The sequence below is a fragment of the Paenibacillus sp. FSL K6-1096 genome, assembly GCF_037977055.1.
Classification (GTDB): domain Bacteria; phylum Bacillota; class Bacilli; order Paenibacillales; family Paenibacillaceae; genus Paenibacillus_AQ.
The window spans coordinates 4,384,478-4,400,918 of the sequence record NZ_CP150274.1; the positions used below are offsets into that span (position 1 = coordinate 4,384,478).

Sequence of the window (16,441 nt, forward strand, 5' to 3'; positions counted from 1 at the left end):
AGTGTCATTGTCCCCATGTATAATGAGGAAGAAGTAATTCAGCATACCTATGAGCGGCTCAAAAAAGTAATGGATGAATGCGGAGACTCCTATGAGCTGGTGTTCGTCAACGACGGGAGCCGCGACCGGACAGCTGAGATTATGCGCGGAATCAGTAATAGCGATGAGCATGTCAAGCTGATCGACTTCTCCCGCAACTTCGGCCATCAGGTGGCGATTACGGCGGGGATGGATTATGCTGAAGGTCAGGCGGTTGTCGTCATTGACGCCGATCTCCAGGACCCGCCTGAGGTCATCCTGCAGATGATTGCCAAGTGGAAGGAAGGCTACGAGGTTGTCTATGCCAAGCGGCTGAAGCGTCACGGTGAGACCTTTTTCAAGAAAGCGACCGCCAAAATCTTCTACCGCCTGCTCAGCAGCATGACCAGTGTGGAGATTCCGACCGATACCGGAGACTTCCGGCTGATTGACCGCAAGGTGTGCGATGTGCTGCGCGGCCTGAAGGAGAAGAACCGCTATGTCCGTGGACTGGTGAGCTGGGTCGGCTTCCGGCAGACCATGGTGGAATATGTGCGGGAGGAGCGCTTCGCCGGCGAGACGAAATATCCGCTTAAGAAAATGATCCGCTTCGCGCTCGACGGCATCACTTCCTTTTCGCATAAACCGCTCAAAATTGCATCCTACGTCGGCTTCTTCCTGTCCTTCTCCAGCTTCATCTATCTGTTCCTGGTCCTATTCCAGAAGTTGTTCACCAACTGGACCGTTCCCGGGTGGGCCTCTATTGTAGGCCTTAACCTGCTCTTCAACGGCATTGTGTTGATGCTGCTGGGGGTTATCGGCGAGTATATCGGACGGATCTATGATGAATCGAAGGACAGACCGCTCTATATCGTGCGTGAGACCAGAGGGTATGAGGATACAGAGACAGAAGGTGCGCGGAAGGACAACGGTTATGCCAGATAAGGCTTGGAGTGCAGGCTTCATCCAGTTCCTGAAATTCAATGCGGTGGGTCTGCTGAACACCCTGGTTGATTTCGCCGTGTTTACGCTGCTGCATTCCATCGGGGTCTATACGACTCCGGCGCAGATCATTTCATATAGCGCAGGCACAGCCAACAGCTTTGTCTGGAATAAAAAAGTGACCTTCCGCGACCGGGGCAATGCCGGCGGAGAGGGCTTCGACCGGATGCAGCTGGTACGGTTCATTGTACTCAATCTGGTGGTGCTGGGCATTTCGGTGCTGCTGATCCATCTGTTGACTGATAGGCTTGGTATCCAGGTGCTGATTGCCAAGGTGCTGGTTACCTTCATTACAGTAATTATTAATTTCTTCGGAAGCCGAAAATGGGTGTTCAGGTGAACGGCAAATCCATCTGTTTCGGGGCGGGAGGATCACAATTCTAGAATACGGAGGCGATTGCCATGCGGAAATTATCCTATTTGATTATTCTTGCCGGGGTCCTGATTATGCTCTATCCCAAAGGAAGCGAATGGTACGAGGACCGTCAGCAGCAGAAGCTGCTGGAAGAGGCTGAACAGGCCTACAGTGACATCGCCCCCTCGGCTGCGCCTGCGGCCGCTGCGGATTTAAGCAAGCCTTACGCGGAAGTGACCCAGCTGCTGGCAGAGGAATCGGGTACGGAAGAGCCGGAGCCTTCAAAAGCGCCGGATATTAAGCTGGGCGGCAAAATATCCGCTATTATTGAAATCGGCAAAATCGATCTGAAGCTGCCTGTGCTGGAAGGTGCCACCAAAGCGAATATGAAGCATGCTGCTGCGCATATGAAAGAGACCGCACCAATCGGCGAGGTGGGCAATGCTGCTATTGCGGCACACCGCTCCAGAACGGCAGGACGGCTGTTCAACAGGCTGAATGAAGTCGGCAAGGGGGATGAGATTACACTCCTTACCAGCGGCCACGAATATAAGTACGTTGTATATGATGTATCCATTGTAGAGCCTACGGATGTATCCGTGCTGAAGGGGAATGGGGATGACAAAATCCTGACCCTGATTACGTGTGATCCGCTTGTGAATCCGACCCACCGGCTGATCATTCATGCGAAGTTAACCTGAGGCCTGCATATTAAGACTGGCTAGGTATAAAACATTAAATTTTAGTCTATTTTTGTAGGATTATAGCATTTTGGGTCTTGATAATAGAACTAGATATGGTAAGATAAAACTATCAAAAGCTAATGCACGATAACGGCAAACCTATCGAAAGGTAGGGACGCAAAGCTACAGGGCCTTCCCGTCATGGATGGCAGCCAGCTACCGAATGAAGAGGCTTTTTTTGTTTGTTCTAAACTCTGATCTAGCATTTTTTGGTAGATGACAGGACAGATAAAGCTTATACGATAACGGCAAACCTATCGAAAGGTAGGGACGCAAAGCTACAGGGCCTTCCCGCAAGAATGGCAGCCAGCTACCGAAAGGGGTTTTATCCAATGAAGAAGGTTTATTTGATGTTGGTTACACTTTTTGTGCTCGTGACTTCCGTGCAGACGGGTACCGCGCAAGCTGCTAACGCCGACACTGGCTGGTTAAATGTAGGACAACTTGATCAAGGGGTCATCGGAGTCTCCTACAATGTTCCTAAGGACAAGAAGATGAAGGTCATGATTACCAAAGATAACAACAGCTACACTTATAACCTGTACGCTTCCAGACCGACTGAGACCTTCCCGCTGCAACAGGGCAATGGTTCTTACAAAGTATCGGTACTTGAGAATACTACAGGCAACAAATACAAGGTGCTGTCTTCTGAGACTGTATCCCTGAGCATGAGTAATGCTAACGCCGTATATCTGAGCTCTGTGCAGAATGTGAAGTGGAGCTCTTCTGATAAAGCCGTTCAAAAGGCAGCGCAGTTAACGAAAGGCCTGACATCCGATGCGGACAAAGTGAAGGCCATCTATAATTACATCGTTAACAACGTGAAGTATGACTACGCTCTGGCGAACAGCGTTACAACAGACTATATCCCTAACAACGATAAAACACTGGCTACCAATAAAGGTATCTGCTACGATTATGCTTCCCTGTTTGCTACCATGCTCCGCAGCGAAGGAATTCCAACCAAGCTGGTAATGGGCAATACAAGCTATGTAACCTCATACCATGCCTGGAATGAAGTATTCCTGGACGGCAAATGGGTAACTATTGATACCACTGTTGATGCCGGACTGGGCAAGAGCAGTGCAGCAACAGGGCTGATCAAATCCGCCAGCAAATACACTCCAGCTAAATTCTATTAAGAATCGTCTTCATTATATAGGTCTTTCCGTAAGTAACCCGCTTAATCATTAAGCGGGTTATTTTTATTGAACGGTCAGGATAGTTGAACGGCTTCTCAATGTTCTGAGGGGAGGTTTACAAGGCGTCCCAGGCAGCGGCCCCGAATCCTTCTTTATTTGAAGACGACGGCCGTGCTTGCGATCTGGAACGCTTCTTCGGCATTTGATTCTGTCTGCTTATAAATGAAATAAGAGAACGGATGTTTTGTTCGGGACGATCATTGACATTTATCCAAATGAACCTTTGCGTTTTTTTCATTGTTTCCCCTGTTCACACTATCTATAATAATGCCTTGAATGATAATCATTTTCAATTAATAGAGAGAAGGAAAGGGGCAACAAGTGTGAAGAAACAACGTAGAAAGCAAATTATACTCTGGGTAGGGAGTTTCCTCCTGTTGTTGATAATATCGGCATGTACTCCTAATGCTAATAACAGCGTGTCTGATGAACAGAAAGAGGAAAGTGAGAAAACTGTTCAATATACAACGATAACAGGTAAACAGATTGAAATACCTGCAGATCCAAAACGAGTTGTTTATATTGGCCAGACAATTGGTGATTTCTTGGCGATGCATATTCCAGTTGTTGGTAACAACCTTCCCCAAGATATTCCTAGTTACTATGAAGGTAAATTTGAAGGAATCGTTGATGTTGGAAATCCTGGTGATTTAGAGAAGATTCTGAGTTTAAAACCCGATCTGATTATTAATGGTTATTACAAGGCAGAAGCAGATCATAATGAGGCATTGTCGAAAATTGCTACTACTATCCCCTTTAATCCAGCTCTTCCTTATACAGAACGTGTAAAGGAGATGGGAAATATCTTTGGCAAACAGGAAGAGGCAGCTCAACTGATTGCTAGGTTTAAAGCACAGTCGAAAGAAATGTTTGATAAGTTTCAATTAGCAGAAGGGGAGACAGCGACAGTTTTCTACCAGTTGGGTAAAACACTTTATGTTATGGGCAATCGTAGCCTGGGTGCTATTATTTATGGGGAGAACGGTTTTGCCGTCCCGCCAGCTGTACAGAAGAATATTCTTGATAAAGAAGGCGTGTCTTTCGTTAACATTTCAGAAGAAGTGCTTTCAGAATTTGCTGGTGATCATTTGTTTGTAGTTGTACAAGATGATGTTGAAAGTAAAACAGAAGCTGACCGACTGCTGCAAAGACCGACATGGACAACTTTGCCTGCAGTTAAAAAGGGAAATGTTCATGTTGTTCCCAGTGAATGGAATACAGATAATTTGTTAGCTTTGGAGCAATTGTTTGAACAGATGCCGCAATGGATGGACCAACAGTAAGAACTTATTTTGACACATTCAGTTCTTTATATCCCTAGTTTTCTAAAATTGCACAGATTCCAACTATTAAAAGCTGAACTACAGTTTGTGGTTGAAAGCAGGTCATTATATGTTACAATGACGATAATGATTCTCATTTTCAATTTTTTGGAGAGTTGCTTATGAATCTAGCATCCCTGTATATTAGGCTGCAACACTATGATAGGTTACAAGTTGACCAGATAATTCCAGTCAATAATGAGGGAATGGATGACACTGAAACCAATTTATGCACTTTATTGATAGCACTCAATCACGGCATACGACTGTATGTAGACAATATTGCAATCGATCTACGACAAGGAAGCTGCATTCTGGTTTTGCCTGTACAACGCTACACTATGGAATCAAGTAACAAAGAGGCACAGCTTGCACGCTTTACCTTTGAAAGCTTTAAAGTAGAAGGAATGACTTTGAATCCGGTTGCTCATCCACCTTTGCTTTGTGGTTACCCCTATAATCTGTTGATTTCTCAAGTCAATCGAGTATTAGGAAATGAAGCATGGATAAGTAACCAATGTTGTTCCTCTCTATCCACATCAGAAATGGCTATGATGCAAGGTAGACTTCAGCTCATTCTGGGGATGATGGCTCAGTTCGATGAGCAAGTTTCCCAGTTGCAGAACAATGAAAAGATAAACTTGGTTCAACAAACCGTACAGTATATGGAACAGCATTATGATGAGGACTTAACAGTTGAAAAACTTGCTAACATGGCTGGAATGGTCAGATGGCAATATAGTCAAAAGTTTAAAATAATGACCGGCAAAAAACCAAATGATTATTTGGTCCAATTACGTATAAACCAGGCAAAAGAACTTCTGTGTAATTCCACCGAGACATTGGGCAAAATATCTCGACAAATTGGGTTTAAGGATGAATACTATTTCAGCCGGTGCTTTCATAAATTAACTGGACACACCCCGCGTGAGTATGAGAATATTCATCTTCGTACTGGGCAAAGAACAGTTATCGATTCATTTGGCAGAAAGATTCATGTTCCCAAAGATACAACACGTATCGTGACTGATGGCAAATTTACGCTTGGAGAATTACTCGTTTTAGCCATGCCCCCTATAGGAGCGGCCATCTCTATAATGAAAGATAACGTGATTTATCACAATAAGTTGCGGAATATTCATAATATCGGGCAGTGGGCAGATCCAGATAAAATTGCACAACTGCAGCCGGAGTTCTTATTGCTTAGCTATGTTCATCCCGAACAAGATTTACAGAAACTAGATGCGATCGCTCCTACTGTTATACTGAACAGTAAGTTTAGACTATTTGAGCGGTTACGATATATTGCTAAACTAGTTGAACGTAGTAAAGCGGCGGAGAAGTGGATTACTAGATATGAGAACAAGGTAAGATTGGTACGTAGGCAATTAGCAGATGCTTATGTTGCTGGAGAGACAGCTGCTGTTTATCTCAAGTTTGGTACAAAACTTTATATTATGGGCCAGAGCGGATTGGCTGCTACCTTGTATGAATCTCTTGGCTTTCGTCCTTCAGCCAATGTGATGCACCTAATCGAGCAAGGGCAAGCATGGATAGAAATTCAGCAGCATCAAATAAATCACTATGCAGGAGATCGTAATTTCGTCTTGGCTTCTCGTCAGGAATTGCAAACTGTTGCTCACTGTCCACATATCGCGGCTTTAGCCGATCTAAGTAACAATAAGACTCATTTTGTGGATAGTATATGGAACTATGATGATCCTATTACACGCGGACAGTCGCTAGAGGTGCTACCGTATATTTTTGATAAGAAAATTAAGTGATCCAAAGATGTAAAAGAGATATATAAAGCAGGACCCATAAGCGCCATAAAGGCTCCGAAAAATCCACCCGTGATTTTGGGGCCTGGTTCCTGCTGCTGATCAGCGTTGTTTTTATCATCCTTAGGACAGTCAGCAGCTTGTTTGGATTCAAAGGTTGCTTTTTGGTAGAGACTTAGGGTATTATAAGTAAGCGTTGTTACAACGGCAAGCTGGATTCAGGAAATGACTTGAATAAGTCGTTTGAAAATAAAGCTTGCATTACTCGAATCAACGTGATATATTATAAGAGTTGCTGGTGACGAGCTAATCGCCACTGACAACGATCTTGATCTTTGAAAACTGAACAACGAGTGAGTATCGGAAATCACTTCGGTGAGATCCAAAAAATGATGAATTTCACAGCGTCTTGTACGCTTTAGAAATATCATCTTGAGAATGTAAATTCTCGTCAGATGTTTCAAAATGAGCTATCGCTCTTTTCAATACTAATTGGAGAGTTTGATCCTGGCTCAGGACGAACGCTGGCGGCGTGCCTAATACATGCAAGTCGAGCGGAGTCTTGTTGGAAGCTTGCTTCCAACTTGGCTTAGCGGCGGACGGGTGAGTAACACGTAGGCAACCTGCCCCTAAGACTGGGATAACTACCGGAAACGGTAGCTAATACCGGATAATCTCTTTCCTCTCCTGAGGGAAGAATGAAAGGCGGAGCAATCTGCCGCTTGGGGATGGGCCTGCGGCGCATTAGCTAGTTGGCGGGGTAACGGCCCACCAAGGCGACGATGCGTAGCCGACCTGAGAGGGTGAACGGCCACACTGGGACTGAGACACGGCCCAGACTCCTACGGGAGGCAGCAGTAGGGAATCTTCCGCAATGGGCGACAGCCTGACGGAGCAACGCCGCGTGAGTGATGAAGGTTTTCGGATCGTAAAGCTCTGTTGCCAGGGAAGAACGTCCGGTAGAGTAACTGCTGCCGGAGTGACGGTACCTGAGAAGAAAGCCCCGGCTAACTACGTGCCAGCAGCCGCGGTAATACGTAGGGGGCAAGCGTTGTCCGGAATTATTGGGCGTAAAGCGCGCGCAGGCGGCTATTTAAGTCTGGTGTTTAAACCTTGGGCTCAACCTGGGGTCGCACTGGAAACTGGGTGGCTTGAGTACAGAAGAGGAAAGTGGAATTCCACGTGTAGCGGTGAAATGCGTAGAGATGTGGAGGAACACCAGTGGCGAAGGCGACTTTCTGGGCTGTAACTGACGCTGAGGCGCGAAAGCGTGGGGAGCAAACAGGATTAGATACCCTGGTAGTCCACGCCGTAAACGATGAGTGCTAGGTGTTAGGGGTTTCGATACCCTTGGTGCCGAAGTTAACACAGTAAGCACTCCGCCTGGGGAGTACGGTCGCAAGACTGAAACTCAAAGGAATTGACGGGGACCCGCACAAGCAGTGGAGTATGTGGTTTAATTCGAAGCAACGCGAAGAACCTTACCAGGTCTTGACATCCAACTAACGAAGCAGAGATGCATCAGGTGCCCTTCGGGGAAAGTTGAGACAGGTGGTGCATGGTTGTCGTCAGCTCGTGTCGTGAGATGTTGGGTTAAGTCCCGCAACGAGCGCAACCCTTGACTTTAGTTGCCAGCAGGTAGAGCTGGGCACTCTAGAGTGACTGCCGGTGACAAACCGGAGGAAGGTGGGGATGACGTCAAATCATCATGCCCCTTATGACCTGGGCTACACACGTACTACAATGGCCGGTACAACGGGAAGCGAAGCCGCGAGGTGGAGCCAATCCCAGCAAAGCCGGTCTCAGTTCGGATTGCAGGCTGCAACTCGCCTGCATGAAGTCGGAATTGCTAGTAATCGCGGATCAGCATGCCGCGGTGAATACGTTCCCGGGTCTTGTACACACCGCCCGTCACACCACGAGAGTTTACAACACCCGAAGTCGGTGGGGTAACCCGCAAGGGAGCCAGCCGCCGAAGGTGGGGTAGATGATTGGGGTGAAGTCGTAACAAGGTAGCCGTATCGGAAGGTGCGGCTGGATCACCTCCTTTCTATGGAGAATCGTTTCCTGCAACGGAAACATTCAAATTTGAAATCTAGCCGGTCGGCTAGTTACTCACTCGTTGGTCAGTTTTGAGAGTTTAAGCTCTCAGTTTCTGAAAGGTTTGGACGATCACGAAAGTGCCGTTAAACGTTTCAGACTACAACTTGATCCTTGAAAACTGGATACCGAAACGAATTTGCGTTTTAGAACATTCCTTTAAGCTGAACTTGTGTAAACAAGTTTGAAGTTTTTAGTTATACTAAGTGAAGGTTTTGGATTGTGAGCGACCTTTGGCTTTGAATATTCCAGCGGGCGGATTTATCCGTATGCGCTATTCAAAACAAGATGAGCAAATAAGCCAATACCGGAGCGATTGGTTAAGCTACTAAGAGCACACGGAGGATGCCTAGGCGCCAGGAGCCGACGAAGGACGTGGCGAACAACGAAACTGCCTCGGGGAGCTGTAAGCAAGCTTTGATCCGGGGGTGTCCGAATGGGGAAACCCAGCTGTGGTAATGCACAGTTACTCGTATCTGAATACATAGGATACGCAGAGGCAGACCAGGGGAACTGAAACATCTAAGTACCCTGAGGAAGAGAAAACAATAGTGATTCCGTCAGTAGCGGCGAGCGAACGCGGAACAGCCTAAACCAAGGGGCTTGCCCCTTGGGGTTGTGGGACGTCTCACATGGAGTTACAAAGGAATATGGTAGGCGAAGAGGTCTGGAAAGGCCCGCGATAGAGGTAAAAGCCCTGTAGCCCAAACTGTGTTCCCTCCGAGACGGATCCCGAGTAGTGCGGGGCACGTGAAACCCCGTATGAATCTGGCAGGACCATCTGCTAAGGCTAAATACTACCTGGCGACCGATAGTGAATCAGTACCGTGAGGGAAAGGTGAAAAGCACCCCGGAAGGGGAGTGAAATAGAACCTGAAACCGTGTGCTTACAAAAAGTCAGAGTCCTCTATATGGATGATGGCGTGCCTTTTGTAGAATGAACCGGCGAGTTACGTTCAACATGCAAGGTTAAGGTGAGAAGCCGGAGCCGCAGCGAAAGCGAGTCTGAATAGGGCGACTGAGTATGTGGGCGTAGACCCGAAACCGTGTGATCTACCCCTGTCCAGGGTGAAGGTGCGGTAACACGCACTGGAGGCCCGAACCCACGTACGTTGAAAAGTGCGGGGATGAGGTGGGGGTAGCGGAGAAATTCCAATCGAACTCGGAGATAGCTGGTTCTCCCCGAAATAGCTTTAGGGCTAGCCTCGGTGAATGGAGTGGTGGAGGTAGAGCACTGATTGGGTGCGGGGCCCGCAAGGGTTACCAAGCTCAGTCAAACTCCGAATGCCACTTACTTCTTGCCGGGAGTCAGACAGTGAGTGCTAAGATCCATTGTCAAAAGGGAAACAGCCCAGACCATCAGCTAAGGTCCCCAAGTGTGTGTTAAGTGGGAAAGGATGTGGAGTTGCACAGACAACCAGGATGTTGGCTTAGAAGCAGCCACCATTGAAAGAGTGCGTAATAGCTCACTGGTCGAGTGACTCTGCGCCGAAAATGTAACGGGGCTAAACACACCACCGAAGCTATGGCTTGATGCTTTGCATCAGGGGTAGGGGAGCGTTGTATGTGGGTTGAAGGTGTACCGTAAGGAGCGCTGGACAGCATACAAGTGAGAATGCCGGTATGAGTAACGAAAAGATCAGTGAGAATCTGATCCGCCGAAAGCCCAAGGTTTCCTGAGGAAGGCTCGTCCGCTCAGGGTAAGTCGGGACCTAAGGCGAGGCCGACAGGCGTAGTCGAAGGACAACAGTTTGAAATTACTGTACCACCGTAATCCGCTATGAGCGATGGGGTGACGCAGGAGGGTAGTGACGCGGACTGATGGATGTCCGTCTAAGCAGTGAGGCTGGTGTGCAGGCAAATCCGCACATCATAAGGCTGGGCTGTGATGGGGAGCGAAAATTACAGTAGCGAAGGTCATGATCTCACACTGCCAAGAAAAGCCTCTAGTCAGGAGAAGGTGCCCGTACCGCAAACCGACACAGGTAGGCGAGAAGAGAATTCTAAGGCGCGCGGAAGAACTCTCGTTAAGGAACTCGGCAAAATGACCCCGTAACTTCGGGAGAAGGGGTGCCTCGGTAGGGTGAATAGCCCGAGGGGGCCGCAGTGAAAAGGCCCAAGCGACTGTTTAGCAAAAACACAGGTCTGTGCGAAGCCGCAAGGCGAAGTATACGGGCTGACGCCTGCCCGGTGCTGGAAGGTTAAGGGGAGTGGTTAGGGGTAACCCGAAGCTATGAACCGAAGCCCCAGTAAACGGCGGCCGTAACTATAACGGTCCTAAGGTAGCGAAATTCCTTGTCAGGTAAATTCTGACCCGCACGAATGGCGTAACGACTTGGGCGCTGTCTCAACGAGAGATCCGGTGAAATTTTAATACCTGTGAAGATGCAGGTTACCCGCGACAAGACGGAAAGACCCCATGGAGCTTTACTGCAGCTTGATATTGAATTTGGGTACGATCTGTACAGGATAGGTGGGAGCCGTGGAAAGCGGAGCGCAAGCTTCGCTGGAGGCGCCGTTGGGATACCACCCTGATCGTATCTAGGTTCTAACCTGGTACCCTAAGCGGGTACGGGGACCGTGTCAGGCGGGCAGTTTGACTGGGGCGGTCGCCTCCTAAAGAGTAACGGAGGCGTTCAAAGGTTCCCTCAGAATGGTTGGAAATCATTCGAAGAGTGCAAAGGCAGAAGGGAGCTTGACTGCGAGACCTACAAGTCGAGCAGGGACGAAAGTCGGACTTAGTGATCCGGTGGTACCGCATGGAAGGGCCATCGCTCAACGGATAAAAGCTACCCTGGGGATAACAGGCTTATCTCCCCCAAGAGTCCACATCGACGGGGAGGTTTGGCACCTCGATGTCGGCTCATCGCATCCTGGGGCTGAAGTAGGTCCCAAGGGTTGGGCTGTTCGCCCATTAAAGCGGTACGCGAGCTGGGTTCAGAACGTCGTGAGACAGTTCGGTCCCTATCTGTCGTGGGCGCAGGAAATTTGAGAGGAGCTGTCCTTAGTACGAGAGGACCGGGATGGACGTACCGCTGGTGCACCAGTTGTTCCGCCAGGAGCATGGCTGGGTAGCTACGTACGGACGGGATAAGCGCTGAAAGCATCTAAGCGTGAAGCCCCCCTCAAGATGAGATTTCCCAACATGTAAGACCCCTTGAAGACGACGAGGTAGATAGGTTGGAGGTGGAAGTGCAGCAATGCATGGAGCTGACCAATACTAATCGGTCGAGGGCTTATCCAAAACCACTAAAATGCATGATTCGTTTCGGATTCAGTTTTCAGGCGATTAAGCCTGGCAGGAAGTTAAACCGATGGTTTGATATTTTCTGTAGCGATTTCGAGAAGCGTAGGCTTCGAAAAATCATGTTTGGTGGCGATAGCGGAAGGGTTCCACGCGTACCCATCCCGAACACGACCGTTAAGCCTTCCAGCGCCGATGGTACTTGGACCGAAGGGTCCTGGGAGAGTAGGACGCCGCCAAGCACACAAGACCACTGTTGATTAGTCGACAGTGGTCTTTTTGTATACTGTGGACAGTATGTGTGAAGAGTGTAGGAAATTCAAGGCGAAGAATAGTTATGCACATGTGGATAGATTTTGATTATTTTATACTTCTCCCCAATCGATGTGGATATCCGGTACAATAATGTGGATAGATACTGGAAATTGGGGATAGATATGCAAAGGAGTGTATGGTTATGGACAAGCAGAGCCAGCTTTTGTGGACAGAGGAATTCAGGATTCATGCCAGCGATACTGATTTCCGTTCGAAGGGAAGGTTATCCTTCTTACTCGATATTATGCAGCGCGCCGCGGATTCGGCAGTGAGCAGTCTTGGACTCAGCAATGAAGGGATGCTTAAAGCCGGGATGGGCTGGATGGTCATTACCATGGATCTGAATCTTCAGCGTGAACCCTTGCAGGGGGAGCAGCTTCGTGTACATACCTGGAGCAAAGGCAACAAAGGGGCACTCTGGCAGCGGGATTACCGTATTTTTGACAGCCAGTCTGCAGAGCTTGCCTCTGCACGCTCGATCTGGGCGCTGGTGGATATCGCTAAGCGGAAGATTTTGCGTCCGTCGGCCCTTCCGATAACAGTGGAGCCTTATCTGGACGATTCGGTGGGAGACCATCCTGACAAAGTAGTGATCCCGCCTGAGCTTACTTTGCAGGAAGCCTACCGTTATCAGGTGAGATACAGCGGCTTGGATAACAACAGACATCTTAATAATGCGCGCTATGTGGATCTGTGCTGCGATGCGCTGACACTGGAGGAATGGGAAGCGCTGGAGTTTACCGGCCTGCATATTACGTATGCCCAGGAAGCCCAGTATGGTGACGAGATTACCATTTTGCGTTCCCCATTGACCGAAGCGGGAGTGTATGTCCGGGGGGAAGGCGGGGGCCGGGTGTATTTTGAGGCTTGCCTGAAGTTGAAGAGACCGGTTACTATCGGTTAAACGAATTTAGATAAGATAAAGTAAAGGCAGTTGCCCTTATCCAGGGGACTGTCTTTTTTGAATTTATATGTTTTGGGGTCCCCGCAAAGTACCTGAGTCAACACCTACGCTAAAGCCCCACTTTGTGGGGTTATTTTGATAATCGGCTATTTCCTTATATGTCACAAATACACAGCCGGCATTCGTTATACAGGTGTAAAAGGAAAATGGAGGTGATTCTTTTGGAGCTAGGCAACCCCGGGGGCCCATTGAATCCAATCAAGATGGAAGAAGCTATTCAAGAGGTACAAGCAGGTGACAGGCAGGCTTTCACTACTATAATCACTGCGTTTGAAAGGCAGATCTATACGTATTGCTACTATTTCTTAAGGAGCCATGAAGAAGCAGAGGATGCTGTTCAGGACATATTCGTTAAGGTATATCAGCAGCTTAAGCGTTATGAGCGGCGGGTTTCTTTTTCGGCCTGGCTGTATAAGGTAGCTTATCATCATTGCCTGGACCAGCTTCGCAGGCGTAAGCGCCGTAGCAGGTTGTTGTCCCTGTATAAATTACAGCTGGTGCCGCATCAGCAAACATTACCGGAGGAGTCTCCAGTGGACCGGATGTTTGAGGACCTTAATCCGGAAGAGCGGGGCTTATTAATCCTGCGGGTGATTGAACAATACAGCTTTGAAGAGATTGCCATGATTACCGGAAGCAGTTCGGCGGCGCTGCGCAAAAAGTATGAACGGCTCCGTAAAAAACTTATCCAGCAAAAAGCGGATGAAGGAGGAGGATGCGCTCATGGAGAAGTGGCAAAATCAAACTGAGCAGCAGGTGCTGGAGCATATTCGCAGCAATTTCCGAAAAGTCCAGCTTCCGGTAGACAGTTATAATGAGCAGATTATGAACCGTATTGAACATTTGGAAACTAGAGGAGGAAATAAATTGCTTAAAAAGACATTAGCAGCCGCAAGTATAGCTGTAGTGATAGGGTTAGGTATGATAACTGCAGGGTTCATCTCCCCTGCTTGGGCCGAGACCTTGAGTCAAATTCCTGTCTTCAGCAGTATATTCAAGCACACGGAGAACCCGGGACTGAAATTAGCGGCGGAACAGGGCCTCACAACATCACCTAACATGAGCGTTACCAAGGATGGCGTGACGCTAAGTGTTACGGAGGTATTTTATGACGGGATTCAGCTGGCCATCGGCTTTGAAAGAAGCGGCGTTGCGGATGAGCGGGTGTTGGCGGAGATTACGAATTATAAAACCCATGAATTCGATCAATCGACGAAAGGATTGCTGGGATTACCCGAAGTAACACTGGCCTCCGGGGAGCCCTTGGGTTACGGTTCCTCTTCCACAGGTGACGTACAAGGGCAACCTAATACCCTTCTCCTGGAACTCAGAGAACTGCACAATACTTCAACCTTGGGAGACGAATTCAAGGTGAATATCCGCGTGCCGGTTGCCCAGATCGCCGAGCCGTTTGAGTTCGAGGTCACGGTGAAGAAGCTGGCAGAGGGCATCATCAACCTTACTCCGGGCCAGGGGGCCAGCAAAGGCTCCTTCCATTATAAAGTGAAGAGTCTGGACATCACACCTGCTGCCATGAGGTTAGTGATAACCAGTGACGGGGAAGTACCTGCGTCACCGGAGCAGACGGGAGAATACGGTCCAACTGAGGTATTCTATGAGCTTGTGGATGATGCTGGTCATGTGATTGGTCCAAAGGGTATCGGTTATGCCATGATGAAGGGAGTTCAGCATCCTATCGTGGATAATCTCTATAATACCTTCCCGCAAGTCCCTAAGACGATTACGGTCAGACCGTATACAATGACTCTCGATAATGAGCCGAAACTCTTGCTGGATGCTGACGGGAAGCCGGTGAAAACTTATCATAAGGATCTTGAGACCACTATAACGATTCCTTGAATGAGGACAAGAGGAAACAAAATAGACTGAGTCTAGTCCGCATCTGTTATGCAGATGCGGGCTTTTTCTGCTGATTAAAGAAGGGTTAAGGGAATGTAGATTTCACTTATGGAGTTTGGGTGATCGGGTCCGAGGTACTCTTTGCCGTAGTATTCAAATTCATATGAAAGGTTCAGGCGGTACTCGGTTCTGGGCAGAAAAGCGCCATAGATATATTTGTAGGTGGCAGAAACTTCTGCGGATGGTCCTTTATGCTTAAATCTGAGATAACGCGCTGGCGGCAGAATGCGGGTAGGAAGGAGGTTGCCTGTATGAACCGTTGTTGAATTATCCAGCTCACAGGCAATGTGAAATGAGATCCCGTTATCCTCATAGTTATCCGGCCAATAGCCTAGCTGGTAATATTGTTCCGGTAGTTTACGGTTCGGGATGTCAGAAAGGCTGCTGAATAGCTGAGCCCATGCAGCCCCGATGACCGACTGATCTTGTGTAACGGTAATAAATGGTCCCTGAAGCTTAATTTCGCCCAGGTCAACGAGGTCAGGTGTGGCACCCATCTGGTTGGACCAGTATGGCAGATCTATTGGTTGTATACGATGAAGTAGCAGGGGGATATCCGGGTTAGACTTATGGCGGACCTCGGTGGGTGTGGTGTGCAGCAATCTTTTGAAGGCCCGGGTGAAGGTCTCGTAATCATTGTAAGAATAATCCAGTGAAATGTCATGAAAAGTCCTCTGTGGCCTGCTTAGAATATCCCGCGCTGCTTCGGAAATCCTCCGTCTTGCCATATAATCGCCCGGCGTGAACCCAGTCACCCCCTGAAACAGGCGGATGAAGTGGTACAGGGAATAACCGGACTCTCTGGAAAGGGTCAGAACAGACAGTGGCTGCCTAAGATTCGACTCAATATAATCAATGGCCTGCAGAATAAGCTGACTGTTCTTCATGGAATCCTCTCCCTGTATGGTCTACTCTACTGTCCACTCCCCCCATGAGGCGGCCCATTCAGGCACTCTAACCTGACGAACACGGTCCGTTGAAGGGAAATAAGCCTTTATATCAAGCACGGGCGTTCCGGGATAGGCATCCAGTCCGCTGACTTCAACAATCCCCTGCTCAAGGTCTACAGATATAATGCGCGCAACTGTAAGCCCAATCGGGTTAGGACGGACGGGAGAACGTGTCGCAAAGACACCGCTCACCGGGGCATTATAGGGAGGCTCGATCTGTGTAGTCCCCCTTAAGCTATCATCTGCAAACTCATGAATCCACCATAGGATCTGGCAGTGGCTGAACGCATCCAACCCCTTGAGGGCAGGTCTGTATTCGGGCTTAATCTTGAGGTGCAGGTTCTGCGGTGTTCCGGTTACTACACCTACTGATATAATATTATACGATTCTGAGGCGGGCATTGGCTGTGACTCCTTTCGGCTACGGGATGATTATAGTCTATCTGAAGTGAAGGGAATTCAGCCTGACGATATTTGCGGACTTTTATCTCATGGTATAATAGGTTGTTGATTGGAGAAGGGGGA

The 16,441-nt window shown here is 48.4% G+C and carries 11 protein-coding genes, 3 rRNA genes and 2 riboswitches; of the genes, 12 read left to right on the plus strand and 2 right to left on the minus strand.

Translation table 11 applies throughout. The annotated features are described in order from the left end of the window. Window positions 1–15: 15 nt before the first annotated feature. From MHI24_RS19500 to MHI24_RS19555, 12 genes are all read left to right on the plus strand, one after another. Window positions 16–963: a glycosyltransferase family 2 protein gene (locus MHI24_RS19500; RefSeq protein WP_340026735.1), complete on the plus strand. Its 948-nt coding sequence runs from the start codon at window positions 16–18 to the stop codon at window positions 961–963. After that, entirely contained in the window at window positions 953–1,360 is a 408-nt protein-coding gene (locus MHI24_RS19505; protein ID WP_340021185.1) for a GtrA family protein, read from the plus strand. The genes MHI24_RS19500 and MHI24_RS19505 overlap by 11 nt, the downstream gene beginning before the upstream one ends. A 62-nt stretch (window positions 1,361–1,422) precedes the next feature. Then, the gene (locus tag MHI24_RS19510; protein WP_340021186.1) at window positions 1,423–2,076 is read left to right on the plus strand and encodes a class D sortase; all 654 of its coding nucleotides are present in this window, start codon (window positions 1,423–1,425) and stop codon (window positions 2,074–2,076) included. Window positions 2,077–2,200: 124 nt separating this feature from the next. Next, window positions 2,201–2,282: riboswitch (cyclic di-GMP riboswitch) on the plus strand. A gap of 73 nt (window positions 2,283–2,355) precedes the next feature. Beyond that, a riboswitch (cyclic di-GMP riboswitch) is annotated at window positions 2,356–2,436 on the plus strand. Window positions 2,437–2,468: 32 nt separating this feature from the next. Further along, window positions 2,469–3,260 carry a transglutaminase-like domain-containing protein gene (locus MHI24_RS19515; protein ID WP_340021187.1) on the plus strand — a complete coding sequence of 264 codons (792 nt, stop codon included), beginning with the start codon at window positions 2,469–2,471 and terminating at the stop codon, window positions 3,258–3,260. A 383-nt stretch (window positions 3,261–3,643) separates the two neighbouring features. Beyond that, on the plus strand, window positions 3,644–4,603 hold the full coding sequence (locus MHI24_RS19520; protein ID WP_340021188.1) for an ABC transporter substrate-binding protein: 960 nt from the start codon (window positions 3,644–3,646) through the stop codon (window positions 4,601–4,603). Between the two features lie 161 nt (window positions 4,604–4,764). Then, on the plus strand, window positions 4,765–6,426 hold the full coding sequence (locus tag MHI24_RS19525) for an AraC family transcriptional regulator (protein WP_340021189.1): 1,662 nt from the start codon (window positions 4,765–4,767) through the stop codon (window positions 6,424–6,426). 486 nt (window positions 6,427–6,912) lie between these two features. Further along, window positions 6,913–8,473 (plus strand): 16S ribosomal RNA (locus tag MHI24_RS19530). 368 nt (window positions 8,474–8,841) lie between these two features. Then, window positions 8,842–11,767: ribosomal RNA gene (locus MHI24_RS19535) — 23S ribosomal RNA — on the plus strand. 125 nt (window positions 11,768–11,892) lie between these two features. After that, window positions 11,893–12,009 (plus strand): 5S ribosomal RNA (rrf, locus tag MHI24_RS19540). The 16S, 23S and 5S rRNA genes sit together here, the layout of an rRNA operon. A gap of 215 nt (window positions 12,010–12,224) precedes the next feature. Next, the gene (locus MHI24_RS19545; RefSeq protein ID WP_340021190.1) at window positions 12,225–12,986 is read left to right on the plus strand and encodes an acyl-ACP thioesterase domain-containing protein; all 762 of its coding nucleotides are present in this window, start codon (window positions 12,225–12,227) and stop codon (window positions 12,984–12,986) included. Between the two features lie 212 nt (window positions 12,987–13,198). Next, a complete protein-coding gene (locus MHI24_RS19550) occupies window positions 13,199–13,795 on the plus strand; it encodes an RNA polymerase sigma factor (RefSeq protein ID WP_340026736.1) in 597 nt (198 codons plus the stop codon). After that, window positions 13,770–14,906: a DUF4179 domain-containing protein gene (locus MHI24_RS19555; protein WP_340021191.1), complete on the plus strand. Its 1,137-nt coding sequence runs from the start codon at window positions 13,770–13,772 to the stop codon at window positions 14,904–14,906. The genes MHI24_RS19550 and MHI24_RS19555 overlap by 26 nt, the downstream gene beginning before the upstream one ends. Window positions 14,907–14,980: 74 nt before the next feature. Here the strand turns inward: MHI24_RS19555 and MHI24_RS19560 are convergent, their stop codons facing one another. Both MHI24_RS19560 and tsaA read right to left on the minus strand, forming a co-directional pair. Beyond that, window positions 14,981–15,853: an AraC family transcriptional regulator gene (locus tag MHI24_RS19560; protein WP_340021192.1), complete on the minus strand. Its 873-nt coding sequence runs from the start codon at window positions 15,851–15,853 to the stop codon at window positions 14,981–14,983. Between the two features lie 21 nt (window positions 15,854–15,874). Continuing rightward, window positions 15,875–16,318, minus strand: coding sequence for a tRNA (N6-threonylcarbamoyladenosine(37)-N6)-methyltransferase TrmO (tsaA, locus tag MHI24_RS19565; RefSeq protein ID WP_340021193.1), 444 nt, complete (start codon window positions 16,316–16,318; stop codon window positions 15,875–15,877). Between the last annotated feature and the right edge of the window lie 123 nt (window positions 16,319–16,441).

What these genes read in the sequence shown, in the direction of transcription:
- MHI24_RS19525 (WP_340021189.1), top strand. Translation starts at nt 4,765, where the DNA reads ATGAATCTAGCATCCCTGTATATTAGGCTGCAACACTATGATAGGTTA.
- MHI24_RS19555 (WP_340021191.1), top strand. Translation starts at nt 13,770, where the DNA reads ATGGAGAAGTGGCAAAATCAAACTGAGCAGCAGGTGCTGGAGCATATT.
- MHI24_RS19560 (WP_340021192.1), bottom strand. Translation starts at nt 15,853, where the DNA reads ATGAAGAACAGTCAGCTTATTCTGCAGGCCATTGATTATATTGAGTCG.
- MHI24_RS19505 (WP_340021185.1), top strand. Translation starts at nt 953, where the DNA reads ATGCCAGATAAGGCTTGGAGTGCAGGCTTCATCCAGTTCCTGAAATTC.
- MHI24_RS19545 (WP_340021190.1), top strand. Translation starts at nt 12,225, where the DNA reads ATGGACAAGCAGAGCCAGCTTTTGTGGACAGAGGAATTCAGGATTCAT.
- tsaA (WP_340021193.1), bottom strand. Translation starts at nt 16,318, where the DNA reads ATGCCCGCCTCAGAATCGTATAATATTATATCAGTAGGTGTAGTAACC.
- MHI24_RS19510 (WP_340021186.1), top strand. Translation starts at nt 1,423, where the DNA reads ATGCGGAAATTATCCTATTTGATTATTCTTGCCGGGGTCCTGATTATG.
- MHI24_RS19500 (WP_340026735.1), top strand. Translation starts at nt 16, where the DNA reads ATGTATAATGAGGAAGAAGTAATTCAGCATACCTATGAGCGGCTCAAA.
- MHI24_RS19515 (WP_340021187.1), top strand. Translation starts at nt 2,469, where the DNA reads ATGTTGGTTACACTTTTTGTGCTCGTGACTTCCGTGCAGACGGGTACC.